Genomic DNA, 26067 nt, shown 5'->3' with positions numbered 1-26067 from the left:
CGGGCGGGCCGGCCGGGACGCGGCGGCGCGCCCGGTCCGCAGCGGCGGCGGTGCCGGCCTGGCCGCCTGGCGCCCAGACCGTCCTGCCGCGATGGCCCGCTCCCTCCCGTCGCGGACCGGCGGGTCGGCTCCGGCCTGCCACCGCATCGCCGCCCGGCGGATCGGGAAAGCCGGCGTGGCCGCCCATCCCCGCCCCTGCCGGGATGGGTCAGGGCTTGCCCGCCAGGGGCCGCGATGCGTCGGGCGGCCGGACCCGGCGCGGCGCGACCGCCTTGCGGGCATGGTTCGGGCCGGCCTTTCGCATCCTGGTCGCCCAACCCGTGCAGAGCATGCCGCGCGGCGCCGGCGTCCCGGCAAGCCGGGAGCGGCCCGCGCCGATCCATCGGCGGGCGCTTTGCACACATGCCCTGGACCGCGCCGCGCGCTTCCCGCACCATTCCTGCAACGGCCCGCGACCAGGGCCGATGCCGGGGGGATGTCTCGATGCATCATGTTCTGGCAGCGCTCGGCGCGCTGCTGCTGCTGGCCGCGCCGCTGGGGGGACCACCGCGGGCGCAGGAATTCCCGGCCCGCCCGATCAGTATGATTGTCGTCTTCGCGCCCGGCGGCGCGACCGACGTGCTGGCGCGCATCGTCGCGGCGCACATGTCCCGCAGCCTCGGCCAGCAGGTGGTGGTCGAGAATGTCACCGGCGCTGGCGGCACGATCGGCGGCGCGCGCGGGGCCAATGCCGCGCCGGACGGCCACACGCTGACGGTCGGCAGCCTGGGCAGCCATTCCGCCGCGCCCAGCATCTACCGTAACGTCGCCTATGACCCGCGGGAACTGACGCCGATCGGGCTGATCGCCGGCACGCCGCTCTACCTCGTCATCCGCAATGGCTTCCCGGCGCAGAGCTACGCCGAGTTCGCGGCGCTGGTGCGCGACAAGCCGGGCACGGTGTCGAACGCCAATGCCGGCATCGGGTCCACCAACCATCTGGCCTGCGCGCTGTTCGGCCATCTGACGGGCCTGAAGATGAACGAAATTCCGTATCGCGGCGAAGGCCCCGCCGTGAACGATCTCGTCGCGGGGTTGGTGGACAGCGCCTGCGTGCTGGCGCCGGCGGCGGTGCCGCAGATCCAGGCCGGCACGATGCGCGGCCTGCTGATAGCGGGTGCCGCGCGCAGTGCCGGCGCCCCCGGCGTGCCGACGAGCCGGGAGGCGGGGGTGCCGGATTTCCTGTTCCAGGGCTGGAACGCCATCTTCGCGCCGCGCGGCACGCCGCCGGCGGTGCAGGCCCGGCTGGCGCGGGCGCTGAGCGAGGCCTTGGCCGACCCGGCGGTGCGGCGGCGGATCGAGGAACTCGGCTCGCTGCCCGCCGGGCCGGAGCAGCAGGGGCCGGAGGCGCTGGCCGCGCTGGTCCGCGGCGAGGTGGCGCGCTGGGCGCAGGTGGTCAAGGCGGCGGGCATCGAGCCGCAGTAGCGCCGCGGCGCGCATCGCCAGGACCGACTGCGCGGCAGCGACGGCTGCCCAGGCCCGGGACCGCCGCGCTCCGCCGCATCAGGATGGCCGGCGCGCGGGTGGATCGGTCAGGACCGCGCCGTTTGAGGCCGCGCCCGATTGCGCTATTTCCCAGGTTCAGACGGGTCGCCGGTCCGGCGGGGCGGTGCAGCGCCGTTGCATCAGCCGCCGCGAAGGTGCGGCGCCGAGCACCCACCGCGTCCCGGCGTCACGCCATAGCCCGCCTGGCCTCACGGCCGGAAGGCGGCGAAAAGCGCCGAGGCCTGGGCGACGCGATCCGGGTGCCGGGCCATCTCCCAAAGCTCCGCCCAGCGGGTGCCGAAGCCCGGCTCCGCAGCGCGGCGGAACTTCTCGCGCAGCGCGGCCTCCGGGTGCGGGCGGTCGGGGTCGCCCGGGGTGCCGATGACCTCGCGCCGGCGCTCCGTGCCGTCGGCCAGGCGCAGCAGCAGGCGGCAGACGCGCTCGGCCGGCTGCCGGGCGGTGAGCGCCGGGTCGTGGCGCACGGTCACCTTCGCGGCCAGCGCCCGCGTCGCCGGGTCGGCGATGGCGGCGGGCGCGAAGGCCTCGATCCAGGCGCCGCCGGAGACGATGCGCGTCGCCACGGTGAACGGGATGGAGAAGCGGCCGGCGATCGGCGCCACGGGCGCGCGTTCCGACAGCAGCGAGGCGGAGTGGAAGGTCTCGACCTCGATGGCTTCGACCGCCGCGGGCGCGATGGGCGCCTCGGCCAGCAGCAGCTCGATCGCCTCCAGCGCGCCCTGAGTCTCGCGGCAGCAGGAATGGAGCTTGAGGAAGCTTTCCAGGATGAACCAGCGGGACGCGCCGGCCTCGTAGGCCGCCGCGTCCCAACCCTCCCCGATCACTTGGCCGAAGACGACGGGGATGCCGCCGGGCTCGCCGGTGATGCCGGCCTCGGCCAGGTCGACGGCCAGCAGGCCGTTCTGCGCCGCGGCGCCGGCATAGACGTTGCGGACGGAGCCGCCGCGCAGCGAGGCGGAGGCGCTGGTGGCGAGGCCGAGCGACGCCGCGAGATCCAGCGCCCGCCGCGTCGCGGCGGGGTCCTGCCCGCGCAGGCTGGCGACGGCGGCGGCGGCGCCGATGACGCCCCAGGTGCCGTGCGGATGCGCGGCGGGGCGCAGGCGCATGGCGTGGCCGACGCGCGACCCCGCCTCGTATCCCTCGATGCAGGCGGTGAGCAGCGCGGCGCCGCTGCAGTCGCGCGCCGCCGCCTCGGCCAGCGCCGCGGCGATGGCATGGATGGCGGGGTGGCCGCCGGCGGGATAGTTCCCCTCGTCCAGCTCGGCGGCGGTGCCGGCGAGGCCGGTGAGGAAGGCAGCCATGGGCGGCGGCGCGGCGGCGGCGGCGCCCAGCAGCGCCACGCCGCCGGTCGCATGGCGGGCGGCGAGGGCCCGCACCTCGGCCTCCCGATGGCCGGCGACGATGGCGGCCAGGGTATCGGCGAGGATCAGGCCCGCATGGTCGCGGACATGGTCGGGGATCGGGCGCATAAGTGTCAGGCTTACCTTGGCAGGCGGCGCGCGCAAGACTCGGAAAGATTGGAAGGGGTTGCAGGGGGAATACATTGCCCCCGCCCCTTACTTTTTCTGCTGTCGCGCCTGCGCCGCCATCCGCACCGCCGCATTGGCCGCGCCGTACTGGTCGTACCCGCCCCGTCGCTCGACGACCTCGAAGAAGAAGCGGTCCTGGAAGGCCTGGGTATAGGCGTGGGTGAAGCGGCCGCCCTGCGCATCCTGGTCGAACAGCAGGTGGGCGCGCTGCAGCGCCGCGAGCTGCGCATCCTCCAGCCCGAGGCGCGCCGCCAGGTCGTCGTAGTAGTTCTCCGGGATCTCCAGCATCGGCGCGTCCGGCGCCGCCGCGACCAGCGCCGCGGCATCCGGCGCGGCGAAGGCGATGTGGTGCACGCCGGCGCCGGCATAGGCGGAGACGAAGCGCCCCGTCCCGGTCTGCCGGCTTTCCGAGACGTTCAGCGGCAGCCGGACCGTGCGGTTGGCGGCGGACAGGGTGCGGCTGCGGACGATGCCAAAGGGATCGGGCAGCTCGAAGACCGGCTCCGCGTCCAGCCCGAAGACGGCGCGGTAGAACAGCACGAAGCCGTCGAGATGCCCGGGCGCCAGCGCCTGCACGACATGGTCGATGCCGGTGAAGGCCGGCGCGCCGCCCTCGCCCGGCAGCAGCTGGAAGTCGTCCGCCCAGATGTCGCTGCCCGTCCGCACCAGGTAGACCAGCGTGCCGTCGGGCGCCCGGATGGCGGGGATGCGCTGCTCCCCCTGCCCCACCCTCTCCTGCCAGGCCGGGCTGAGCAGCGCCCGGGCGCGGGCGAGCGCGCGGTCCGGGTCGTCCACCCGCAGCGCCATGGCGCAGACGGCGGGGCCGAACATCTCGAAGCGCTCCGCCGCCGCGCTGTCCGGCTCGCTGTTCAGCACCAGGTTCACGCCGCCCTGCCGCTGCAGCTCCACCGCCTTCGAGCGGTGCAGCCCGGCGCGGCGGAAGCCGAGCGTGCCGAGGAAGCCGCCCAGCGCCTCCCGCGCCGCATCGTCCACCGCGAATTCCACGAATTCGATGCCGGCGAGGGTGGGCGCGGCGGGCAGCGGGGAGGCCGGCACCGGCACGGCCCCGCGCACCTGGTCGTCCAGCAGCACCAGGCTGCGCAGCGCGTCGCGGGCGATGCGGCGGACCGGGGCGGCGCGGAATTCGTCGTTGAAGATCTCGAGCGAGACGGGGCCGGCATAGCCGGCGCGCAGCACGTCCCGCAGGAAATCCGCGACCGGCAACTCCCCCTGGCCGGGGAAGAGGCGGAAATGCCGGCTCCAGGACAGGACATCCATGGACAGCCTCGGCGCATCGGCCAGCTGCAGGAAGAACAGCTTCTCCGCCGGCACCGCTTCCAGCCCCGCCAGGTCGTCGCCGCGCGAGAGGGTGTGGAAGCTGTCGAGGATCAGGCCGAGCGCCGGGTGGTCGGCCTGCCGGACGATGTCCCAGGCCTGGCGCCAGAGGCTGACTTGCCGGCCCCAGGCCAGCGCCTCGTAGCCCACGCGCAGGCCGCGCTTCGCCGCGCGCTCGGCCATCTCGCGCAGGTCGGCGGCGGCGCGCTCGGCCTCGGGCAAGGTGGCGGGCTGGGTGTTGCTGCAGACCAGGATCAGGTCGGTCCCCAGCGCCTGCATGGTGTCGAATTTCCGCTCGGCGCGGTCCAGGTTGCGCCGGCGCTGCGGCTCCGGCATCGCCTCGAAGTCGCGGAAGGGCTGGTAGATGGTGACGGCCAGGCCGAGGTCGCGGCAGAGCCGCCCCACCTCCTCCGGCGAGCCGTCATAGGTCAGGAGGTCGTTCTCGAAGATCTCGACGCCCTGGAAGCCGACCAGGGCGGCGGCTTCCAGCTTGTCCGGCAGGGCACCGCTGAGGCAGACGGTGGCGATGGATTTCGGCAAGGGCATGCGCAAGGGTCCTGCCCGGCGCGACGGCGCTGCGCCGGGACCGCCCTTCTACACCCGATGGCGGCCAGCCCGAATGCCCCTCCCGCCCGCGGCACGCGGCGCGCGGCGCGCGGCAGGCCGCCGGGCGGCCGCCGGGCGGCCGCCGCCGTCAGATGTTCAGGCGGTTGAAGACCCGCGTCGGGATGTGGCGGATGATGGTCATCACCGGCCACCAGATCCCGGGGATGTAGGCATCGCCGCCGCCCTTGGCCGCCCGGGCCCAGGCGGCGCGGGCGAAGGCAGGCGGGCTGGCCATGAAGGGCAGCTTCGGCAGCGGCCAGGTCATGCCGGTATCGACCGGCCCGGCCTTGATGCAGAGCACCTTCACCCCGGCGCCGGACAGCCGCGCGGCATAGCCCTGCAGGTAGGTCAGCAGCGCCGCCTTCGTCGCGCCATAGGTGTAGTTGCGCTTGCGGCCGCGATCGCCGGCGACGGAGCCGAGCGCGACCACGGTGCCCTGCCCCTGCGCCTCCAGCACCGGCGCCAGGGCCGCGAGCACGGTGACGGCGCCGGTGAAATTCGCCTCCACCATGGCGGCGGCGGCGTCCGGGTCGGCATCCGCCTCCGCCTGGTCCGGCATGACGCCGAAGGCGAGGAAGACGTTCAGCGGACCTCCGGCGCGCGCCGCGCAATCCTCGGCGAAGGCGCGGTGCGACCCGAGGTCGCGCGCGTCGAAGGGCACCGGCGCCGCCGGCACGCCGTGCCGGATCGCCAGGTCGGCCGCCTGCCGCTCCAGGTCGTCCATGTCGCGGCCGGCCAGCAGGATGCCGGCGCCATGCGAGGCCGCTTCCCGCGCGAAGGCGCGCGCCACGGCGGAGGAGGCGCCGAGCATCAGCCAAGTGGGGTTCGTGGTTGCGCTCATGCCCGAATCGCTCATGCCAGGTGCAACCTCCGCGCCATGTCGGAGGACAGGCGGCCCTCGGGGTCGATCTCGGCCCGGATCTCCATGAAGCGCCGCGCCTCCGGATACATGCTCCAGAATCCCTCGGCCGAGAGCATGCTGTCCTTCGCCAGGTAGATGCGCCCGCCGGCATCGCGGGTGATGCGCTCCAGCGCCGCCAGCAATTCGGCCGCGCCGGGCCGCGCCGGGATGTCGAGGGCGAGGGAATAGCCGGGCAGCGCGAAGGAGAGCAGGCCGCGGCCCGGCCGCCCCATGACCTTCAGCACCGCAAGGAAGGAGGCCTCGCCGGCGGCCGAGATGGTCTCCAGCAGCTGCCGCAGCGCCGCCTCGCCCGGGCCGAAGGGCAGCACGCATTGGAACTGGTGGAAGCCGCGGCGGCCATACATCCGGTTCCAGTGCAGGATGGCGTCCAACGGGTAGAGGAATTTGCCGTAATGCGTCGTCTGCTCCCGCCCCGCCACCGGCGCGCGGCGCCAGTAGAGCGCATTGAAGCCGCGCACCGTCAGCCGGTTCAGCAGCCAGGGTGGCGCATCCATCGGGAAGGTCCGGGACTTGAGCTTCGGCGGCGGCAGGCCGGACTCGCTCGGCTCGGCCGTCTCCAGCACGCCCCGGCCGAGGGCGCGGCCACCGGCCAGCGCATCGATCCAGCCGACCGACCAGGTCGCCTCCGCCGCCTCGGCGAAGCCGGCCAGGAAGGCCTCCAGGTCGGGCACGCGGCGGCTGTGCACCCGCAGCGCGTTGGACGGCACCCGCTGCATCCGGAAGCAGATGGCGGTGACGATGCCGGTCAGGCCCATCCCGCCGATGGTGGCGCGGAACAGCGCCGCCTCCTCTTCGTCCGAGATGCGCAGCAGGCGCCCATCCGGCAGCAGCAGGTCCAGCCACAGCACATGGTCGCCGAAGCTGCCGGCGCGGTGGTGGTTCTTGCCGTGGACGTCGTTGGCGACCGCGCCGCCCAACGTGGCGAAGGCGGTGCCGGGGGAGGTCGGGGCGAGCCAGCCGCGCGGCAGGAAGACCTCGAGCAGGTCGGCGAAGGTCACGCCCGGCTCCGCCACCACCAGGCCCGAGCCCTCGTCGAAGGCCAGGATGCGGTCGAGCCGGGTGGTGAGGATGGCGGCGCCGCCGCTGTTCAGCGCCTGGTCGCCATAGCTGCGGCCGCCGCCATGCGGCAGCAGGGTGCGGCCCTCGGGCGGCTGCAGCGCGGCGAGCAGCTCGCGCATCCGCTCCGGCCGCGCCGCCAGGCAGGGGGCGCTGCTGCTGCGGCCCCAGCCCTGCAGCGCCGTTTCCTTCCAGCCCGCGGCGGGTCGGGCGGCGGCGGCCTGCGCCGTGCGCGGGTCGGTGATCGTGTCCGGCATGGTCACCTCAGAGCGCGGCGATGATGGCGGCGGCGATGACGGCGCCGATCGCCCAGCTCCAGGGATCGCGCAGCGCGAAGACCACCGGATCGTCGCGCAGGACGCGGCGATGCGCCAGCATCCAGATGCGCACCAGCCAGGCGGACAGCGCGGCGGGCGCGACATAGAGCCAGGCGGGGTGCGAGTAGAGCCGCGACGGCGCCGCCTCGTTCGCCACGTAGAGGATCATGATCTGCAGCGCCGCGAGCGCCGCGGCGGCGCCGAAGGCCAGCGTCAGCGGCCAGTCCTCCGTCTCGTAGCCGCGGCGGGCCAGGCCGGCGCCGGGCATCCGCGCCTCCTGCAACTCCCCATGCCGCTTGGCCAGGGCGCAGGAGAAGAAGAAGAAGCCGGCGAAGGCCATCAGCCAGGGCGAATAGGGCACGCCGGCGAGTTCGACGCCGAGGGCGAGGCGCAGGGTGAACAGGCCGCCGATGGTCAGCGTATCGACCAGCGGGATGCGCTTGAGATAGGCGGAATAGGTCAGCGAGGTCACGACATAGGCGAGCAGGCCGAGCGCGAAGGCGGGGCTGAGCACGAGCCCGCCGAGCAGCCCCATGAGGATCAGCGCGATCGCCCCCGCCAGGCCCTGCAGCGGCGGGATGCGGCCGGCGGCGATGGCGCGGTTGCGCTTGCTGCGGTGCAGCCGGTCGCTGGGCAGGTCGGCGATGTCGTTCAGCAGATAGGTGCCGGAGGCGGTGAAGCCCATCAGCAGCAGGCCGAGCACGCAATCGAGGATCGCCGACGGGTCGCCCAGCTTGTGCCCGAGGATGAGCGGCACGAAGAGCAGCGCGTTCTTCGACCACTGGTGGATGCGCATGGCGCCGATCCAGTCCCGGATCGGCGAGGCGTGACGCGGGAATTCCGCCAGGATCTCGACATCCGGGATCCGCCGCGCGGCCGCCGCCACATCCGGCTTCGGCGCGACCAGCACGATCTCGTCCGCCTCGGCGAAGACATCGAGGTCGGCGCGGCTGTCGCCGGCATAGGCGAAGCCCGCGGGGAAGCGCTCGCGCAGCCAGGCGGCCTTTTCCGGCCCCTTCAGGTTGCGGGTGCCGTCGCTGCCGGTGGCGCTGTCGAAGATGTCGAGATGCGCGGCCACCGCATCGGCGACCGACTGGTCGGCGGCGGTGACGAGGTGCAACCGGCGGCCGTCCGCGCGCTGCGCTTCCAGCCATTCGACGAAATCCTGGCGCAGCGGCAGCACGGCGGCATTGGCCGGCGCCGCCCGGCTGACGCGGCGCTTGAAGGCGGCGCGGCCCTTCGGCAGCGTCGCCAGCAATGCCGGCACCGACGCGGGGTCGCGCAGCAGCGCGGCCACCAGCCCTTCGTGCAGCGTATCCGTCGTCAGCAATGTTCCGTCGAGGTCGACGGCAAGGGGCAGCGGCGATGCCGCGCTTCCTGCCGCCGACGCGACTTGCACGTCCTGCATCAGCCTATCGGTCCCGGTTCGGATCGGCCGGAAACTCCCACCCGCACCGCGCCGGAGGTAGTGCCATTGGCGTGAGACACGCAGGCATGACGGCGGGATGCGCGCGCAGCGGCGGGCGCATCGACGCGGCCGATTCGCCAGACACCACAGCGCGAACCTATTGCGAGAAGAATTTCGTCACTGAGCGCGTTTCAGGTTTGCTGCGACTGCGCATTGCCGCCGCGTCGGACAGTCCCGCGCGATGCCAGGCGCGACGGCGCGCGGCCCGGCGGCCGCCGATGCGCGCTGAAGGCGCCCGGTGTCGCCGCACGCCGATATCAGATCCTCACTGAAGGGAATTGCCCGCGCCCATGATGCGCGTGCTGCGCGATTCCAACCGCTGTCGGCAAAGCCTCGCGGGCAAGTGTGACCCCTGCACCACGGCGGCATGTGCAAGACACACCGCAAGCACTCGTGACAGGCGCCGAGGGATGGCCTTCGTTCTTCACCTTCTCTCTGAGGTTGGCGCTGCCTAAGGTCCGCGCCGAAAAGCCGGGTGGTGACAGAAACGATATGGGTCATGAAGCGCTAGGCTGGCCGATGATCCAGCCACGAGACCTGACCGTCGCAGAAGAACGCCCGGGGCCTCGCGGTCGCCGCGTACCAAAGGTTACGGTTTGCCTCGCCACGCATGACCGCCCGCATTACGTCCGCAGCTGCCTCGACAGCCTGCGGGCGCAAACTGTCGGGATTGAGACTTTCGACATCATCGTCGTCGATAGCTGCGGCCAGCCGGAAACGCACGATTTGCTGCGCGCCATGGTGGCGGAGATGCCGAATGCGCGGCTGATGCGGCTGGACCAGCCCGGCGCCAGCGCTGCCCGCAACCTGGGCGCCGAGCACGCAACCGGCGATTTCGTCGCCTATATCGACGACGACGCGATGGCGATGCCCGACTGGGTCGAGCAGATCCAGGCGGTGATCGCCGAGCTCGACCCCTGGCCCGGCGTGTTGGGCGGCCGGGTCCTGCCGCTGTGGGAAGCACCGCTGCCCGAATGGTGGCCGGCTTCCCTGCGCGGCGTGCTGTCCATCATCGAATGGGAAGGCCGCGGGGAATACCGCACGCCGGCGGTGCCGGCGAAGTTGGAACCCTATGGCGTGAACATGATCGTGCAGCGAAAGCCGCTGCTGGACATGGGGGGCTTCGCCGACGGCCTGGGCCGGGTGCGCGGCCTGCTGCTGTCGGACGAGGATGTGCAGGTCGGCTGGGCGCTGCAGGACCGCGGCTATTCCGCCTGGTACGACAGCCGCGTGGTGGTGATGCACCAGATCCAGGGCCGCCGGCTGAACCCGGACTGGCTGCTGAACCGACTGTACTGGCAGGGCGCCTCCACCGTGGCGACGCGCCGCATGATGGGTTCGCCGGAGAGCGTGTGGCGGGAATTGCCGCGACGGCTGGTGGTGGAGGCGCTGACCGCCGTCACCGGCCTGCTGCCGCGCGACAGCACAAGGCTGCTGCCGCTGCGCTGGCGGTTGGCCTATGCGCAGGGCTTCACTCGCATGGCGCTGGCGGGGGAGCAGAAGAAGCGCAGCCTGCCCGGCCGGGCGCTGCGGGCGCTGATCCGGCGCGACGGCACGCCCATCATCCCCGCGCTCGACATCGACGCCAGGGCGATCGGCGAGGCGGCGCCGCCCGGGCCGCCGGGACGCTGAACCGGCCGGCCGACGGGCCGGCCTGAGATCGCTGTCTGCCGCGACAGAGCCGGACCGGACGGGCGGGGCGCCTCCCGCGGCGTTCAGGCGGCCAGCAGGGCGACGGCGATCGCCGCCCATTCCGCCTCCAGCGGGTCGGCCGGGCGGCGGCGGCCGGCGCGGCGGTACCAGTAATCGGCATTCGCCAGGTCGCCTTCGCGGCGGTGCAGATAGGCATGCACCCAGGCGCTGGCGGCATCCTCCCCGGCCTGGGCGGCGCCATGGGCGCGGTCCCAATCGCCCCTTGCGTCCCACCACAGCGCCGCCAGCGGGCCGGCCAGCCCCTCCGGCGGGGTGGGTCCGGCGCGGGCGGCAAGCCGGAACTCCTCGGCGGTCATTCGCGGTCTCCTCCAGCCTTCCGGGCAGCGTCGGCGCGTGGCCGGTCCGACGCAAGCGCGTGGCCATGCCGCCACGGGGCCGGCGGCGATCCGCGCCGGGCCCGAAGGGTTAATTCACGCCCTTCATTCGCTGTATTTGCACTTGGGCAGGCACCCGCCATGGGCACATAATAGCCCTGGTGGATCGTACTTTCAGAAATTTACACTTGATCTTCGGATTTTATGAGCCATCCTCCAGGCAACGGCGTGGAACAAGGCGCGGCGCCGCGCCTTGCCCGTCCCGGACCGACCGGAGTGGCTGGCCATGAGCATCACCTCCCCCCGTACCCTGCCCGCCGCGCTCGCCGGCGGCATCGCCCTCCATCCGCTGCACCCGGCCTTCGGCGCGGAGGTCACCGGGCTCGACCTGTGCGGCCCGGTCCCCCTGCCCCTGCTGGAAGTGCTCCACGACGCCCTGCTGGAGCACGGCGTGCTGCTGCTGCGCCGCCAGGCCGGGCTGCCCGCCGGGCTGGCGCGCGGCCTGGCGGCGCTGGAGGCGCCGCTGCTCGACCAGGGTCTGCACCAGGCGGCGCCCGCCCTGCCGCTGTCCATCGGGCCCGTGCCGGACGCGCCGCCCCCCGGCAGCGCGCCCGGACCCTTCTGGCATGCCGACCGCAGCTTCGCCGCCGAGCCGGCGCTGGCCTGCCTGGTGCGGGCCGAGGCGAATGGCGGCGAGATCCTGTTCGCCGATCAGCGCCGCGCCCTGGCGCTGCTGCCGGACACCGCCCGCGCCAGGCTGGAGGCGCTGCGGGCCGAGCATGCCTCGCCGCTCGACCGTGCCGCGCGCGCGGAGCATCCGCTGGTCCGCCGACATCCGCTGACCGGCGAGGCGGCGCTCTATGCCAGCCCGGGCTTCGCCACCCGCATCCTGAACCTGCCGGCGGCGGAAAGCCGGCGCCTGCTGGACCAGGCTGCGGCCGCCGCGACGGCCGAGGCCGTGACCTGGCGGCATGCCTGGCGCGCCGGCGATGTGCTGGTCTGGGACAACCGCAGCATGCTGCACACCGCCTTCGGCGCCGGCGGCTTCGAGACGCTGCGGATCGAGGGCGACGTGCCGGTCGCCGCGGCGCGCGATGCCATGCCCTGGGTGGTGGCGGGCTGAAGGCGGCGTCGCCGCCGGCCCCTGCCCGCGCGGCGGAGGCGCGCCGCGCACCGACCTGGCATAGGCCTACAGGCTGATCCGGTAGGTCTCCGTCGCGGTGCCGGCCAGGATGCGGCGCTGCGCAGCCTCCGGCAGCGCAGCGAGGATGGCGCGCATCCCACCCATGATGGTGCCGAAGCCGGCGACGAGCCCATCCACCGGGAAATTGCTGGCGACCATGCAGCGTTCGGCGCCGAACAGCCGCACCGCCTCCAGCACCACCGGCGCCTGCGAATCGGGCGTCCAGGCTTGCCCGGGCACGCCGATGCCGGAGAGCTTCACGCGGATGTTCGGCGCCTCGGCCAGCCGCGCCATGGCGTCCCGCCAGCCGGCGAGTCCCGCCGCGCTGCGGTCGGCCGGCAGGCCGAGATGGTTCAGCACCACCAGCGTGCCGGGGAAGTCCCGCGCCAATTCCAGCGCATCCGGCAGGTGCCACCAGGGCGTCTGCAACTCGAAATGCAACCCGCTATCGGCCAGGTGGCGGTAGCCGGCGCGCCAGGCGGGGCAGCGCAGGGATCCGGGGATGCGATGCGCCGGATCGTAGTCCTGCGGCCGCGCCACGCCCTTCGGCTTGTGCCGCAGGCTGCGCACCAGCGGCATGGCGGCCTGGGCGCGGATGACGGCGGCGGCATCGGAGCGGTCGAGGAAGGCGGCGCCGGCCATGGCCTGCGGCAGGCCATGCGAAGCGGCGATGCGATGCACCCAGCGCGTCTCGCGCAGCGGGTCGGTGGGGTCGTGCTCGGCCTCCATGTAGACCGTGCCGACGACGTTCTGGCCTTCGGCGTCGCGCCGGTAGTCTGCCGGCAGGTAGTTCCGCCGCAGCGGCCGCGTGTCGCCGTAGCGGAAGGCAGGCGGCGGGTCCTCCTGCAGCCAGGGATGCCGGTTCGCGCCGAGGTCCCAGAGATGGTGGTGCGCGTCGATGATCGGCAGCATCAGGCGGGCAGGCCTTCGAGGGCGAAGACCCGCGCCGGCGCGCCATCGGCGCCAGGGATCAAGAGCGGCGCGGCGCAGAGGAAGGTGCGCGGCCCGGCCAGGGCAGCGGTGTTGACGAGGTATTCGATCAGCGTGATGCCGCGGCGCAGCAGCACGTCATGCGTGACATGCTGGTCGAAGGGCACCTGCTGCCCGTCCAGCAGCAGGCGGATCGGGTAGTCCTGCGGGAAGTCGAAGGCCACCGCCTTGGGGTCCCGCGCCAGCAGCCACTCCGCGGCATCGCGGGTCAGCCAGGGCGCCTCCCGCCAGAATTCCGGCGTCTTATGGTCCCGCCGGCGGTCCCAGCCGGCGGAGAGCAGCAGGATCTCCCCCGGTGGTCCGCCGGGATCGGCCGCCGCCAGCCGGTCCGCGTCGATCGCGCGGTTGTCCGGCGCGTCGCGCAAATCCAGCACGCGGCAGGGCCCGACGACGCGGTCGAGCGGCGTCGCCTCGATGGTCGGGGCATCCGCCAGGATATGCGCCGGCGCATCCACATGGCTGAAGCCGTGGCAGGCGGCATCGAGCCGGGAGATGCGGAACTGGTCGCCGGCGGCGATGTCGCCGGTGATGCTGACCTGCGTGCGCCAGCGGAAATGCGGCGCGATCGGCATGGAGAGATCGACGATGCGCATGCGGGCTTCCTCCCGGCCCGGTCGGCGCCGGGCTTGCGGTGAGCCTAGGCCATCCGCGGGCCGCCCGGAAAGCCGGCCGGCGCGTGGCCACCTATCCGCCGGAGGCGGCGAGGCTCGGCGTCTCCGCCGCGATGGCCGCCGCCAGCATCCGCCGCATCAGCACGCCCGGCCGGTCGGACGGCATGTTGAACTCGATCCCTTCCTGGTGCAGCGGCACGTCCCAGTCGGTGCTTTCCAGGATCTCGCGGTCCTCGTTCGTGACGATGCGGTCGAAGGCGATCACGTCCTCGGCCTTCGCATCGGCCTCGGTGTCGTTCCTGAAGACGAATTGCACGACCAGGGAGGTACGGTCGTCCACCGGCGTCGCGGCGGTGACGATGCTGTGGACTAGGCCGTTGGGGTAGGTGATCTGCAGCTTGCGCAGGAAGGGCATGTACCAGCGGCCACGCATGCGACGCACCGTCTCGTCGCTGTCCATCCGCAGGACCTTCTTCTGGATCTCCGGGTTCTTCACCGGCACCTCGGTGAGCATCATGAAGCCGTCGGCGTGCTCCTCGATCTCGAGCTTGGCCGGTTCGGGGTGGCCCTGGTCGCCGAAGCTGGCGCGGTGGACGAAGGAGAAATGCGCGTTGTCGAAGCTGTTCTCCATGAGGCGCAGGCCGGCGCAGGCCCAGGTCTCGCAGAACTCGTCGATGCGGCGGAAGCCCTGCGCCTCCTCCTCGAATTCCGGCAGCGGGTGGACCGGATCCTCGAGCGCGACCCAGAGATAGCCGTAGCGCGCGGCAGCGTGGTAGGCGCGGGTGCCCATGCGCATCGGGCCCTGGCGTTCCGGCGGGCGCTGCGGGATGCGGGCGACCTTGCCCTGCGCGTCGAATTCCCAGCCATGGTAGCCGCAGGCCAGCCGCCCTTCCGTGTAGAAGCCCTTGGAGAGCTTCGCGGTGCGGTGGCAGCAGCGATCCTCCATCGCCACCGGCGTGCCGTCCCCCGCCACCCAAAGCACCAGGTCGCGGCCGAGCAGGCGGAACGGCCTCGGTCCCTCCGCCAGATGCGCCAGCGGGATGGCGGGGTACCAGAAGCGGGCGAGCAGCGGCGTCTGGGTGACGAGCATGGGGGTCTCCGGCAGGCTTGCCCCTCGGGCTGCAAGCCACGGACCAGCGCGGTTCGCCCGGGGCATGCCGTGCCTGCCCGCGGCCTGGGCAGGGTCCGCCCAGCACGGCGGCAGGATCGCCGGCGTCGCGCCACGCGGCGATCCGCACGGGTCCGTCCACCAAAGCGCGGAGACGCGCGCCGCCGCATCCAGGCCGCGCCGCGATCCGCCCTAGGCGGCGCCGGTCAGCACCGCGATGTCGTCGGGCGCCAGGTCCACGGGCGTGCCGCGGCGGATCAGCTCAGCGAAGCCCTCGTTCGGCGCCATCAGCGTCAGGCAGTAGAGCTTCCCGGGGCCGGAATTCTCCACCACATGCTCGGTGCCCGGCCGCAGGACGAAGCAGTCGCCGGGGCCGATCGGAACCTCCCGCCCATCGGCCCGCGCGACGCCGTGGCCACGCAGGACGAAGAAGGCCTCCTCCGCCGCCTGGTGGGTGTTGGGCGGGGTCTTGCCGCCGGGCTCGAAGATCTCCACCACCAGGGTGAAGGACACGCCATCCGCCAGCGGGTCCAGCAGGCAGGCGAAGTAGTTGGAATCGCCCGGCGCGATGCGGAAGCCCTGCAATTCGGCGGCGCGCTTGCCGATCACCGGCGCGGTCATCATGGATCCGATTCTCCTGCTTGCGGCACGGCCCCGCCCCGTGCATCCAGCGCGCAACGAATGGGCCGGGGCCACGCATGAAGGTGCTGATGATCGCCTGCCATCCGCGGGCGGACAGTTTCTCCGCCGCGCTGCGCGACGCCGCGCGCGATGCGCTGGCGCAGGCGGGGCATGAGGTGCGGCTGCGCGACCTGCATGCCGAGGGCTTCGTCCCGGTGATGTCTGCCGCGGAGCACCGCGTGACCAACACGCCGGGGGAGAACGAGGTCTTCGTCGCACCGGAGGCGGCCGACCTGCGCTGGGCGGAGGCGCTGGTGCTGGTCTACCCCACCTGGTGGTACGGCATGCCGGCCATGCTGAAGGGCTGGTTCGACCGCGTCTGGCTGCCCGGCATCGCCTTCCGCATCGGCGAGGGCGCGATCGAGCCGATGCTGACCAATATCCGCCGCATCGCGGTGGTGACGACCTATGGCTCGCCGCTCTGGCTGCTGTGGTATATCGGCTGGCCGGACCGCAAGGTGATGGGGCGCGGGCTTCGCCGGCTCTGCGCCCGGGGCTGCCGGCTGGACTGGCTGTACCTGACGCGCATGGACCACCGGACGCGGCCGGAGCTTGAGCGCTTCCTCGGCCGCGTGCGCGGGTTCTTCGCGGGCTGGCGGGGCTAGGCCGGATCGCCGCAGGGCCGCCGGGCCCCGAGGCGTGGGTCCGACCTGCACACCATCGGCTGGATCGCGCCGCAGAACCGCCAAGGGTGCGGCGCGATCTAGCCCAGGCACCGCCGCAGCGCGCCGACCAGCGCCTCCACATCCGCCTCGTCATTGTAGACATGCGGGCTGATCCGCAGCCGGCCGAGGCGCGGCGCGGCATAGACCTTCTCCGCAGCCAGCCGCTCCACCAGCCCCGCCGGCATGCCGCGCGGGAAGCCCAGGCTGAGCACATGCGGCGCCCGCACCCGTGCCGCCGGGACCGTGACCGGCAGCCCCTCCATCCCCGCGGCGATGCGCTCGTTGAGCAAGGCAAGCCTCGCGGCGATGGCGGCCTGGCCCCAGGCGGCCATCATCTCCATCCCGACCGCCGCCATCTCCAGCGAGATGAAATGGTCCCGCTCCCCCATGTCGAAGCGCTTCGCGCCCTCGGCAAAGGCGAGGTCGGCGAAATAGGGCGCATGCTCGGCGGCCACCGACTTGCGGCCATAGCTGGTCTGTTCCAGCGGCACGCCCTGCTGCCAGCGCTTCGCCACGTACAGGAAGGCGCGGCCATAGGGCCCCAGCACCCATTTGTAGGTCGGGAAGATCAGGTAGTCCGGGTCCAGCGCCTGCACGTCGATCGGCAGCACCCCGGCATGATGCGTGGCATCCACCAGCAGCGCCGCGCCCTGCTTGCGCAGGGCGGCGCCGACCGCCGCCATGTCCACCAGCCCACCATCCGACCAGTGGACGGAGGAGATGGAGGCGAGCGCCAGCGGCGCCGCGCCGGGCCGCCCGATCGCCTCCAAAAGCGCCGCGGTCCAGTCGCCATCCGGTGGGCAGGACACCGCCTCGATCGCGAAGCCGCCCTCCGGCGCGCGCTGCATCCATTCCAGCGTGGGCGAGCTGTGATCATCGGCCAGCAGCAGCACGCGGCTGCCACGCGGCACGGGCAGCGCCTTGGCGGCGGTGGCGACGCCGTAGCCGACCGAGGAGACGAGGGCGATGTCCCCCGGCGCCGCATTGATCAGCGCCGCCGCGGCCTGGCGGGCGCGGGCGATCTGCGCCGCCTGCTCCGCCGCGCCCCAGCGCCAGGGCTGGCCCTTGCGCGCCACGCCCTCATGCCCCGCCGCCTGGACGGCCTTGGGCAGCGGGCTCCAGGACGCGGCGTTGAGGTAGGCGATGTCGCGCGGCATGTCGAAGGCATCGCGCTGGCAGGCGAGCATGGCGGTTCCTCCCGATGAAGGACCTAGCCTGGACCCGTGCCCAGCACCGCGTCCAGGTCCCGCCAGTCGGGCAGTTCCGCCGCCAGCACCCGGCCGTTCCGCAGCACCACGCGGTCGGACTGCGGCCGGCTGAGGAATTCCGTCATGCCGCGGGCACGGAACAGCAGCAGGTCGGCCGGCGCACCCACGCGCAGCCAGCCGGCATCGCTCAGGCCCAACGCGGCGGCCGGCGTGGCGGTGGCGGCGCGCGGCCACTCGGCGAATGGATGGTCGAGGTGCAGGATGCGCGTCGCTTCCCGGTACACCTCCACCATGTCCATGTCCCCATAGGCGTAGAAGGGATCGCGGGTGTTGTCGGAAGCGACGGAGACCGGGATGCCCGCCGCCCGCATCTCATGCACCAGGGTGACGCCGCGCCAGCGCGGGGTGCGGCCGGCGACGCGGTCCTGCAGGTACATGTTGCACATGGGCAGGACGATGATGGCGATGCCCGCCTCCGCGCAGAGCTTGATCGTCTCCTGCGCGAATTCCTCCGGCTGGATGGAGAGCGAGCAGCAATGGCCGCACTGGATGCGGCCCTTGAAGCCGCGGCGCAGCGCGGTGGCGGCGATCTCGCGCAGGGCGCGGGCGCCGGCTTCCCCGCTCTCGTCCACATGCAGGTCGAGATCGAGGCCGCGCGCCTCCGCCAGGGCGAAAAAGCGGTCCAGCATGGGCTGGAATTCCGCCGGCATGGCGTCGTGCACGCCGCCGGTCAGGCGCGTGACCATGCCCAGCACCGCGCCGCTGTCGGCGACCAGGTCGGCCAGGATCTGGCCATCCTCGCCCTGGAAACGGTCCAGCGGGGCGATGGAACTGGCCTGCAGCGTGATCCGCCCGGCCCAGCGGTCCCGCAGGGTCCGGAACACCCGCCAGGAAGCGGGGTCGCGCGGCGCATAGCTTTCCAGGTGGGTGCGGATCGCCACCGTGCCATGCGCATGCGCGGCGCGCAGGCTCCATTCGAAGCGCGCCTCGATATCGGCATCGGTCCAGCCGGCGCGGTCGGCGGCGGCGGCATTGATGGCGCCGGCGAAGTCGCCCGTCGGGTTGGCCCGGCGCGGCAGGATATGGCCCTTGTCGAGATGGGTGTGGCCATCGACCGGCCCGGGCCAGACCTGACCGCCCTCCAGGCTCGGCCCCTCCGTCGCGGTGCCGGCGGGCGCGATGGCGGCGATGCGGCCCTGCGCCACAAGCAGGTCCACACGGGTCAGGCCCTGGGCATCCACCGGCCCGGGCGCATCGGCGGCCAGCAGCGCCGCCGGGGCGCGCGCGTCGCGCAGCCAGTAGTCGCCGCCGCCGCCGGCGATCGCCGCCCGCAATTTCTCCATCGCGCCGCTCATCGCCGCTCGCCTCCCCCCATCGCGCTCTCATGCCAGCGGCGCAGCAGCAGGTGCGACAGCAGGCTGAGCGCGAGGAAGATGGCGATGCCGGTGCCGGAGACCAGGACCAGCGCGGCGAACATGCGCGGGATCTGCAGCTGGTAGCCGGCCTCGAGGATCCGGTAGGCAAGGCCCGAGGCGTTGCCGCCGGTGCCGGCCACGAATTCCGCGACGATGGCACCGATCAGCGCCAGCCCGCCCGAGATCCGCAGTCCGGCCAGGAAGAAGGGCATGGCGGTCGGCAGGCGCAGCCGCCACAGCACCTGCCAGCGGCTGGCGCCGTACAGCCGGAACAGGTCTAGCAAATTGTGGTCCGTGCTGTTCAGCCCGACCGTGGTGTTGGACAGGATGGGGAAGAAGGCCACGATCCAGGCGCAGATCAGCAGGGAAAGCGTGACGTCGTTAACCCAGATGATGATCAGCGGCGCGATGGCGACGATCGGCGTCACCTGCAGGATCACCGCATAGGGAAACAGCGACAGCTCGACGATGCGCGACTGCGCGAAGGCCACCGCCAGCAGCAGGCCCAGTGCGGCGGCGACCAGCAGCGCCAGCCCGGTGGTCTTCAGGGTGACGAGCAGGGAGGCCGAGAGGGTCCCCCAGTCCCGCACCAGCGCCTGCGCGATGGCGATGGGCCCGGGCAGGATGTAGGGCGGGATCTCCCGCGCCCGCACCAGCCATTCCCAGCCGCCCAGCACCAGCAGGCCGATGACCACCGGCGCCAGCACGCGCAGCCAGGCCTCCGGCGCCATGGCCAGGCCGGGGCGGGGCGCCTCGGACGGCGCGCCTTCCACCGCCTCGCTCATGCCGCAGCCGGCGCCATGGCGGCGGCCAGCGCCTGCGAGACCTCCCGGCAATGCGCGGCATAGTCAGCGGAGGTACGGAACTCCTCCCCGCGCGGCGCCGGCGCGTCCACCGCCAGCTCGGCATGGATGCGGCCGGGGCGCGGCGCCATGACGACGATGCGCTGCGCCAGGTACACGCTCTCGAACACGGAATGGGTCACGAACACCACGGTGAAGCGCTCCGCCGTCCAAAGCTCCAGCAGGTCGTTGTTCAGCCTGAACCGGGTGATCTCGTCCAGCGCCGCGAAGGGCTCGTCCATCAGCAGCAGCCGCGGCTTCGTCACCAGGGCGCGGGCGAGAGACACGCGCATCTTCATCCCGCCGGACAGGGCGCGGGGATAGGCCTTCTCGAAGCCCTGCAGCCCGACCCGGGCCAGCATCGAAGCGGCGCGCGACGCTGCCTCCGCGCGTGGCATCCCGGCCAGTTCCAGCGGCAGGGCGACATTGGCCTGCGCGGTCGCCCAGGGCATCAGGGTCGGTTCCTGGAAGACGAAGCCGATGTCGCGCGCGCTGGGCTGGCCGCCGGGCCAGGCGATGCGGCCGCCGGTCGGCTCGGCCAGCCCGGCCACCATCCGCAGCAGCGTCGACTTGCCGCAGCCGGAGGGGCCGAGCAGGGCCACGAAATCCCCCGGCGCGATGTCGAGGTCGATCCCCCGCACCGCCAGCGTGCCCGTCGCATAGCGCTTGGCGACGCCGCGCAGCGAGACGAGGGACGCCGCGCTCAAGCCAGGCCGACCCGCTTGTTCACGAAGCGCAGGCTGTAGGCCCGCGTCACGTCGAGCCCCGCCGGCACCACGCCGGCATCGCGCATGGTGGTGTAGAAGCTGGCCCAGCGCGCATCGGTCATGGCGCCGATCCCCATCGCCTCGGCATCGCCGGACAGCACGATGCCCCGCTCGTTCATCGCGCGGATCGCGTAGTCGATGCGGTCCTGCGTCATCTCCGGGTTGTCGCGCATGATCATGGCATTGGCGGCGCCGATGTCGCGGCCCTGCATGTACTGCGCCCAGCCCTCGATCGTCGCGTCCACGAAGCGCTGGACGAGGTCGGCCTTCTCCTCCGTCATGCGGCGGGCGATGTCGATGGTGGTCTGGTAGTTGGGGTAGCCGGCATCGGCGATCAGGTGGACGTGCGGCCGCGCCCCGGCCTGCATGGCCGAATAGGGCTCGGAGGAGAGGAAGCCCTGCATGATCGCCGACCTGTCGGCGACGAAGGGCTGAATGTTGAAGGTGTAGGGGCGGATCTGGTCGTCGCTGAAGCCGAAGCGCGCCTTCAGGAAGGGCCAGTAGGTCACGCGACCGGCGGCGCCGACGAAGATCGGCCGGCCGCGCATCGCCTCGAAGCCGGCGAGGCCCGCCTCCTCATGGCTCATCAGCACCTGCGGATCCTTCTGCATGATGGCGGCGATGCAGAGGAAGGGCAGGTTCTCCCGCACATAGTTCAGCGCCTGGAAGCCGGAGGACATGATCATGTCCACCCGCCCGGCGAGCAGGAGCTGCGCCGGGTTCTGCTGCGGCCCGCCCTGGCGCAACTCGCAGTCGATCCCGTGGCGGCGATAGAGGCCGGCGGCGACCGCCTGGTAGTAGCCGCCATGCTCCGCCTGGGCGCGCCAGTTGGTCTGGAAGGAGACCTTGTCCAGGCTCTGCGCCACCGGCACCCGCGCGCCCGCCACCACCGCCAGCGCGGTGCCGCCCGTCAGCAGCGCCCGTCGCTCGATCCGATACCTGGTCCGCATGTCCCTCTCCATTCCCGGTTGGCGGGCCACCCTTCAGCGGGCCTTCGCTCACGATCTGGTCACGCAAGGGCTGTGCCACAACCGCTGCGGCAGCGGCAGCCGCGGCCGGCCCGGCGGGTCAGGCAGCCGCGGTCTCGGCCAGCAGCAGGACGCTGCGCGGCGGCAGGCGCGGCGCGGCCGGCGCCGACCCCTGCGCCGCGGGATCGGCGCTGTCGGCCAGGATGCGCCAGGCGAAGCCGGGCCGGGCGGCAGGCGGCGCCAGGGTCACGGCATGGGCCGCGCCGTTCAGCGCCAGCAGCACGCGGTCGGCCGGTCGGACGCCGCGGGCCGGCACGTACAGGGCCATGACCAGGGCGCACCCGGCCGGATCCGCCCAGTCGGCCGGCCCCATCGCCGCGCCATCCGGCCGCAGCCAGGCGACATCCGGCAGGCCGCTGTCGTCCAGGGGCAGCCCGGTCAGCGCCGCGTCGCCATGCAGCGCCGGATGCGCGAGGCGCGCCGCCACCAGCCGCGCGGCGAACCCCATGAGGTCCATGTCCATCCCGGCCCAGTCGAGCCAGGAGACCGGGTTGTCCTGCGCATAGGCGTTGTTGTTGCCGCCCTGGGTCCGGCCGCACTCGTCGCCCATGGAGAGCATGGGCGTGCCGCGCGCCGCCAGCAGGGTCGCCAGCAGGGCGCGGACATCGCCGGCCCGGCGGGCCAGCACCGCCGGGTCGCGCGTCGGCCCCTCCACCCCGCAATTCCAGGAATGGTTCTCGTTATGGCCATCGTGGCCATGCTCGCCATTGCCCTCGTTGCGCTTCCGGGTGAAGGCCACGAGGTCGGCCAGGGTGAAGCCGTCATGCGCGGTGACGTAGTTGACGCTGTCCGTCACCCGCCGCCGCGCCGGGCCGAACAGGTCGGCCGACCCGGCCAGCCGGGTGGCAAGGTCCGCCACCTGCCCCGCATCGCCGCGCCAGAAGCGGCGGACCGTGTCGCGGAAGCGGTCGTTCCACTCGCCCCAGCCCGGCGGGAACTCGCCCAGGCGGTAGCCGCCCCAGCCGATGTCCCAGGGCTCGGCGATGATCAGCCTTTCCCGCAGCACGGGATCCTGCCGCATGGCCTGCAGCAGCGGCGCATCCGGGTCGAAGCCATCGGCGCGCCGGCCGAGCACGGGCGCGAGGTCGAGCCGAAACCCCTCCACCCCCGCCTGCAGGACCCAGTGCCGCATGGCATCCATGGCGAGGCGCAGCGGCCAGGGCCGGTCCAGCGCCAGGGTGTTGCCGCAGCCGGCATCATTGGCGTAGCGGCCATCCGGCCCGATGCGATGGAAGGCGGCATTGGCCAGGCCCCGGAGGGAGAGGGTCGGCCCATGCTCGTCCCCCTCCCCGCTGTGGTTGTAGACGACGTCGAGGATGACGCCGATGCCGGCGGCCCGCAGCGCGGCCACGGCGGCGCGGATCTCCGCCATGCCGCCCGGCGCCAGCCGCGGATCTGGCGCGAGGACGCCGACCGGGTTGTAGTTCCAGTGGTTGTTGAGGCCGAGCGGCGGCAGGTGCCGCTCGTCGATGCCGGCGGCGACCGGCATCAGCTCGACATGGGTGACGCCCAGGGCGCGGAGATGCGCGATGGCGGCCGGGTGGCCGAGCGCGGCGAAGGTGCCGCGAACCGCCTCGGGGATCTCCGGATGCAGGCGGGTGAAGCCGCGCACATGCAGTTCGTAGATCACCCGCGGCCCGGGCGCGATCGGGATCGGCGGCGCGGGCATGGCGGGAAAGGGGACCACCGCCTTCGGCATGCAGGGCGCGCTGTCCACGCCGCGGCCGAACATGCGGGCGTCCAGCCGGAAGGGCCGGTCGATGCGCGTCGCCCAGGGGTCGAGCAGCAGCTTGGCCGGGTCGAAGCGATGGCCCGCCTCCGGCTCCCAGGGGCCATGCGCGCGCAGCCCGTAATGCGCCCCCGGGCCGACGCCGGGCACCCAGCCATGCCAGACATCGCCGCTGCGCAGCGGCAGGCGGTGGCAGGCGATCTCCGCATCCGAGCCCGGGTGGAACAGGCAGAAATCCACCGCCCAGGCATCCGGCGCCACCACGGCGACATTCACCCCGGCGCCCTCGGCGACGACGCCGAGCGGCTCCGACCGGCCTTCCAGCAGGTCAGGCATCCGCCGCCACGATCTCCCGGAACAGTGCGGCATAGCTGGCGGCGGAGCGGTCCCAGGACACGTCGCAGCCCATGGCATTGGCGCGCAGGCGCGCCCAGCCGGCGCGGTCGCGGATCAGCGCGGCGGTGCGCTGCAGGGCGGCGCCCAGCATGGCGGCATCGCCGGGCGGGAATTGCATGCCGGTCGCGCAGCCGGCCGCCAGGGCCATGGGGTTGGCGTCGATGACGGTGTCCGCGAGGCCGCCGGTCCGTGCGACCAGCGGCGGCGCGCCATAGCGCAGGGCGCAGAGCTGGGCGAGGCCGCAGGGTTCGAAGCGGGAGGGGACGAGGACGCTGTCGGCGCCGGCATAGGCCAGCCGCGCCGCGCCCTCGTCGAAGCCGATGACGGCGCCGACCCGGCCGCGATGCGCCGCCGCCGCATCGCGGCAGGCGGCTTCCAGCGCCGCATCGCCGGTGCCCAGCACCGCCAGCTGCCCGCCGGCCTCCAGCAGGGCCGGCACCGCCTCCAGCACCAGGTCCATGCCCTTCTGCCAGGCGAGGCGGCCGACGAAGGCGAAGAGCGGCGCCGCGTCATCCGGCGCCAGGCCGAAGCGCGCCTGCAGCGCCGCCCGGTTGGCGGCGCGCGGCGCCGGGTCGGCCGCCGAGAAGCGCGCCGCCAGCGCCGCATCCGTCGCCGGGTTCCACTCCGTCGTGTCCAGCCCGTTCAGGATGCCGGACACGGCGCCGGCCCGGCCGCGCAGCAGCCCGTCCAGACCCATGCCGGCGGCCGGCGTGCGGATCTCCTCGGCATAGGTGGGGGAGACGGTGGTGATGCGGTCGGCATACCAGAGGCCGGCCTTGAGGAAGCCGACATCGCCGAAATACTCGAGGCCCGCGAGGCCGAAGGCATCCTCCGGCAGGCCGAGCGCGGGGAAGAGCGCGGCGGGGAATTGTCCCTGGAAGGCCAGGTTGTGGATGGTGAAGACCGACGGCACCCGCCGCCGTCCATGGGCCAGATAGGCGCCGGCGAGCCCCGCCTGCCAGTCATGCGCATGCACCGCATCGAAGCCTAGCGCCACCGCCGCTTCCGCCGCGGCGAAGCCCAGGGCGGCGAAGCGGATGCCGTTGTCCTCCCACGGCGCGCCGCCGGGCGCGGAATAGGGGTTGCCGGCCCGCCCGAAATGCTGCGGTGCCTCCAGCACCAGTAGATCCATGGCGCCGCGCCGCGCCGCGCGCAGCCGGGCCGGGCCGAAGCGGTCGGGCAGGTCGAGCGCCACCGGCGCCCCGCCGATCGCCTCCGTCACCGCGGGATAGCCGGGCAGCAGGGTGGTGACGGCGACGCCCTGCGCCGCCAGCGCGGCCGGCAGCGCGCCGACCACATCGGCGAGGCCACCGGTCTTGACCAGCGGCACCGCCTCCGACGCCACGGCCAGCAGCCGCAGGCTCATGCCGCGACGCGGTCCAGCATGGCCTGGGTGATCAGGCAGATGCCCTTGCCGGTCCGGCGGAAGCGCTTGGCGTCCTCCACCGGGTCCTCCCCCACCACCAGGCCTTCGGGGATCCGCACGCCGCGATCCACCACGACATTCGTCAGCCGGGCACCGCGGCCGACATCCACCCGCGGCAGCAGCACCGCGCCCTCGATCCGGGCAAAGGAATGCAGGTGCACGCCGGTGAAGAGGAGGGAGCGGCGCGCGGTGGCGCCGGAGACGATGCAGCCGCCGGACACCAGGGAGGCGATGGCCTCCCCCCGCCTGCCGTCCAGGTCATGGACGAATTTGCAAGGCGGAACGACTTCCGCATAGGTCCAGATCGGCCAGTCCTTGTCGAAGATGTCGAGCGGCGGGACGACGTCGGTCAGGTCGACATTCGCTTCCCAATAGGCATCCACCGTGCCGACATCGCGCCAGTAGGCGCTGGTCTCGGCGGCGGAGCGGACCACGCTCGCCTCGAACCGGTGCGCCTGCGCCTGGCCTTCCGCGACCATGCGCGGGATGATGTCCTTGCCGAAATCATGCGAGGAGGTGGGGTCCGCCGCATCCTGCCGCAGCCGGTCGATCAGCAGCCGCGTCTCGAAGACATAGATCCCCATGCTGGCGAGCGAGCGGGTCGGGTCGCCGGGCATTGGCGGCGGGTTGGCCGGTTTTTCCAGGAATTCGGTGATGCGGCCGGTGGCGTCGACGGCCATGACGCCGAAGCCGCGCGCTTCCTCCCGCGGGACGGTCAGGCAGCTGACGGTGACGCCGGCGCCGCTGTCCACGTGCTGCTGCAGCATCACCTCGTAGTCCATCTTGTACACGTGGTCGCCGGCCAGGATGACGATGTGGCGCGGCGCCAGGTCCTCGATGATGTCGATGTTCTGGTACACCGCATCGGCGGTGCCGAGGTACCAGAGGTGCTCGGAGACGCGCTGGCTGGCCGGCAGGATGTCGAAGCTCTCGTTCCGCTCCGGCCGCAGGAAGTTCCAGCCGCGCTGCAGGTGGCGGATCAGGCTGTGCGCCTTGTACTGGGTGGCCACGGCCACCCGGCGCACGCCGGAATTCAGGGCATTGGACAGGGCGAAGTCGATGATCCGCGACTTGCCGCCGAAATAGACCGCCGGCTTGGCGCGCTTGTCGGTCAGCTCCATCAGCCGGCTGCCGCGGCCCCCCGCCAGGACGAAGGCCATGGCCGTGCGGGCCAGCGGCCCCTCGCTGCGCGGGCCTGTCTGCGGCATGTCCCTTT

At 73.0% G+C, this 26067-nt stretch carries 22 protein-coding genes; 4 read left to right on the top strand and 18 right to left on the bottom strand.

Going from position 1 to position 26067, the window contains the following annotated elements; translation table 11 throughout:
- The first annotated feature begins 483 nt into the window (after positions 1 to 483).
- Entirely contained in the window at positions 484 to 1464 is a 981-nt protein-coding gene (locus tag E2C05_RS07385) for a Bug family tripartite tricarboxylate transporter substrate binding protein (RefSeq protein ID WP_133218970.1), read from the top strand.
- 269 nt (positions 1465 to 1733) lie between these two features.
- Here E2C05_RS07385 and E2C05_RS07380 read toward each other — a convergent pair whose 3' ends face one another.
- The 5 genes from E2C05_RS07380 to E2C05_RS07360 form a co-directional block, all read right to left on the bottom strand.
- A complete protein-coding gene (locus E2C05_RS07380) occupies positions 1734 to 3011 on the bottom strand; it encodes an MmgE/PrpD family protein (RefSeq protein ID WP_158291991.1) in 1278 nt (425 codons plus the stop codon).
- 87 nt (positions 3012 to 3098) lie between these two features.
- Positions 3099 to 4952: a bifunctional sugar phosphate isomerase/epimerase/4-hydroxyphenylpyruvate dioxygenase family protein gene (locus E2C05_RS07375; protein ID WP_133218968.1), complete on the bottom strand. Its 1854-nt coding sequence runs from the start codon at positions 4950 to 4952 to the stop codon at positions 3099 to 3101.
- 148 nt (positions 4953 to 5100) lie between these two features.
- The gene (locus tag E2C05_RS07370; RefSeq protein WP_158291990.1) at positions 5101 to 5853 is read right to left on the bottom strand and encodes an SDR family NAD(P)-dependent oxidoreductase; all 753 of its coding nucleotides are present in this window, start codon (positions 5851 to 5853) and stop codon (positions 5101 to 5103) included.
- An 11-nt stretch (positions 5854 to 5864) separates the two neighbouring features.
- Positions 5865 to 7247 carry an FAD-binding oxidoreductase gene (locus E2C05_RS07365; protein ID WP_133218966.1) on the bottom strand — a complete coding sequence of 461 codons (1383 nt, stop codon included), beginning with the start codon at positions 7245 to 7247 and terminating at the stop codon, positions 5865 to 5867.
- Positions 7248 to 7254: 7 nt separating this feature from the next.
- Complete coding sequence (locus E2C05_RS07360; protein ID WP_133218965.1) at positions 7255 to 8715, bottom strand: UbiA family prenyltransferase; 1461 nt, start codon at positions 8713 to 8715, stop codon at positions 7255 to 7257.
- Positions 8716 to 9294: 579 nt separating this feature from the next.
- Between E2C05_RS07360 and E2C05_RS07355 the strand changes: the two genes are divergently transcribed.
- On the top strand, positions 9295 to 10407 hold the full coding sequence (locus tag E2C05_RS07355) for a glycosyltransferase family 2 protein (RefSeq protein ID WP_158291989.1): 1113 nt from the start codon (positions 9295 to 9297) through the stop codon (positions 10405 to 10407).
- Positions 10408 to 10490: 83 nt separating this feature from the next.
- Here the strand turns inward: E2C05_RS07355 and E2C05_RS07350 are convergent, their stop codons facing one another.
- A complete protein-coding gene (locus E2C05_RS07350; RefSeq protein WP_133218963.1) occupies positions 10491 to 10784 on the bottom strand; it encodes a hypothetical protein in 294 nt (97 codons plus the stop codon).
- A 304-nt stretch (positions 10785 to 11088) separates the two neighbouring features.
- Here E2C05_RS07350 and E2C05_RS07345 point away from each other — a divergent pair, with 304 nt between their 5' ends.
- Complete coding sequence (locus tag E2C05_RS07345) at positions 11089 to 11925, top strand: TauD/TfdA dioxygenase family protein (RefSeq protein ID WP_133218962.1); 837 nt, start codon at positions 11089 to 11091, stop codon at positions 11923 to 11925.
- Positions 11926 to 11991: 66 nt separating this feature from the next.
- Here E2C05_RS07345 and E2C05_RS07340 read toward each other — a convergent pair whose 3' ends face one another.
- The 4 genes from E2C05_RS07340 to E2C05_RS07325 form a co-directional block, all read right to left on the bottom strand.
- On the bottom strand, positions 11992 to 12897 hold the full coding sequence (locus E2C05_RS07340) for an amidohydrolase family protein (protein ID WP_133218961.1): 906 nt from the start codon (positions 12895 to 12897) through the stop codon (positions 11992 to 11994).
- Positions 12897 to 13568 carry a cyclase family protein gene (locus E2C05_RS07335; protein ID WP_133218960.1) on the bottom strand — a complete coding sequence of 224 codons (672 nt, stop codon included), beginning with the start codon at positions 13566 to 13568 and terminating at the stop codon, positions 12897 to 12899. Before E2C05_RS07335 ends, E2C05_RS07340 begins: the two co-directional genes overlap by 1 nt.
- Before the next feature lie 91 nt (positions 13569 to 13659).
- Positions 13660 to 14676, bottom strand: coding sequence for an aromatic ring-hydroxylating oxygenase subunit alpha (locus tag E2C05_RS07330; RefSeq protein WP_133218959.1), 1017 nt, complete (start codon positions 14674 to 14676; stop codon positions 13660 to 13662).
- A 210-nt stretch (positions 14677 to 14886) separates the two neighbouring features.
- The gene (locus E2C05_RS07325) at positions 14887 to 15318 is read right to left on the bottom strand and encodes a cupin domain-containing protein (RefSeq protein ID WP_133218958.1); all 432 of its coding nucleotides are present in this window, start codon (positions 15316 to 15318) and stop codon (positions 14887 to 14889) included.
- A gap of 74 nt (positions 15319 to 15392) precedes the next feature.
- On the opposite strand from E2C05_RS07325, the gene E2C05_RS07320 reads away from it, so the two are divergent.
- On the top strand, positions 15393 to 15980 hold the full coding sequence (locus tag E2C05_RS07320; protein WP_133218957.1) for an NAD(P)H-dependent oxidoreductase: 588 nt from the start codon (positions 15393 to 15395) through the stop codon (positions 15978 to 15980).
- 98 nt (positions 15981 to 16078) lie between these two features.
- Here the strand turns inward: E2C05_RS07320 and E2C05_RS07315 are convergent, their stop codons facing one another.
- The 8 genes from E2C05_RS07315 to glgC all read right to left on the bottom strand — a co-directional run bounded on the left by E2C05_RS07315 (position 16079) and on the right by glgC (position 26059).
- Positions 16079 to 17227 carry an aminotransferase class V-fold PLP-dependent enzyme gene (locus E2C05_RS07315; protein ID WP_133218956.1) on the bottom strand — a complete coding sequence of 383 codons (1149 nt, stop codon included), beginning with the start codon at positions 17225 to 17227 and terminating at the stop codon, positions 16079 to 16081.
- A gap of 23 nt (positions 17228 to 17250) precedes the next feature.
- Positions 17251 to 18603, bottom strand: a complete 1353-nt coding sequence (locus E2C05_RS07310; protein WP_240046628.1) for a cytosine deaminase — start codon at positions 18601 to 18603, stop codon at positions 17251 to 17253.
- Positions 18600 to 19394: an ABC transporter permease gene (locus E2C05_RS07305; RefSeq protein WP_408901612.1), complete on the bottom strand. Its 795-nt coding sequence runs from the start codon at positions 19392 to 19394 to the stop codon at positions 18600 to 18602. The genes E2C05_RS07310 and E2C05_RS07305 overlap by 4 nt, the downstream gene beginning before the upstream one ends.
- A 50-nt stretch (positions 19395 to 19444) precedes the next feature.
- Positions 19445 to 20212, bottom strand: coding sequence for an ABC transporter ATP-binding protein (locus tag E2C05_RS07300; RefSeq protein WP_133218954.1), 768 nt, complete (start codon positions 20210 to 20212; stop codon positions 19445 to 19447).
- Positions 20209 to 21222 (bottom strand): ABC transporter substrate-binding protein, encoded by a 1014-nt coding sequence (locus E2C05_RS07295; protein ID WP_133218953.1) that lies wholly within the window; start codon positions 21220 to 21222, stop codon positions 20209 to 20211. The genes E2C05_RS07300 and E2C05_RS07295 overlap by 4 nt, the downstream gene beginning before the upstream one ends.
- Positions 21223 to 21340: 118 nt before the next feature.
- The gene (gene glgX, locus E2C05_RS07290; protein WP_133218952.1) at positions 21341 to 23365 is read right to left on the bottom strand and encodes a glycogen debranching protein GlgX; all 2025 of its coding nucleotides are present in this window, start codon (positions 23363 to 23365) and stop codon (positions 21341 to 21343) included.
- The gene (gene glgA / locus E2C05_RS07285) at positions 23358 to 24785 is read right to left on the bottom strand and encodes a glycogen synthase GlgA (RefSeq protein ID WP_133218973.1); all 1428 of its coding nucleotides are present in this window, start codon (positions 24783 to 24785) and stop codon (positions 23358 to 23360) included. The genes glgX and glgA overlap by 8 nt, the downstream gene beginning before the upstream one ends.
- Before the next feature lie 2 nt (positions 24786 to 24787).
- Positions 24788 to 26059, bottom strand: a complete 1272-nt coding sequence (glgC, locus tag E2C05_RS07280) for a glucose-1-phosphate adenylyltransferase (protein ID WP_133218951.1) — start codon at positions 26057 to 26059, stop codon at positions 24788 to 24790.
- Positions 26060 to 26067 lie beyond the last annotated feature (8 nt).

It is taken from the genome of Paracraurococcus ruber (genome assembly GCF_004353985.1).
GTDB lineage: Bacteria > Pseudomonadota > Alphaproteobacteria > Acetobacterales > Acetobacteraceae > Paracraurococcus > Paracraurococcus ruber.
Note: the sequence above shows the minus strand (reverse complement) of the source record. Positions and strands in the feature narration are given on the sequence as shown.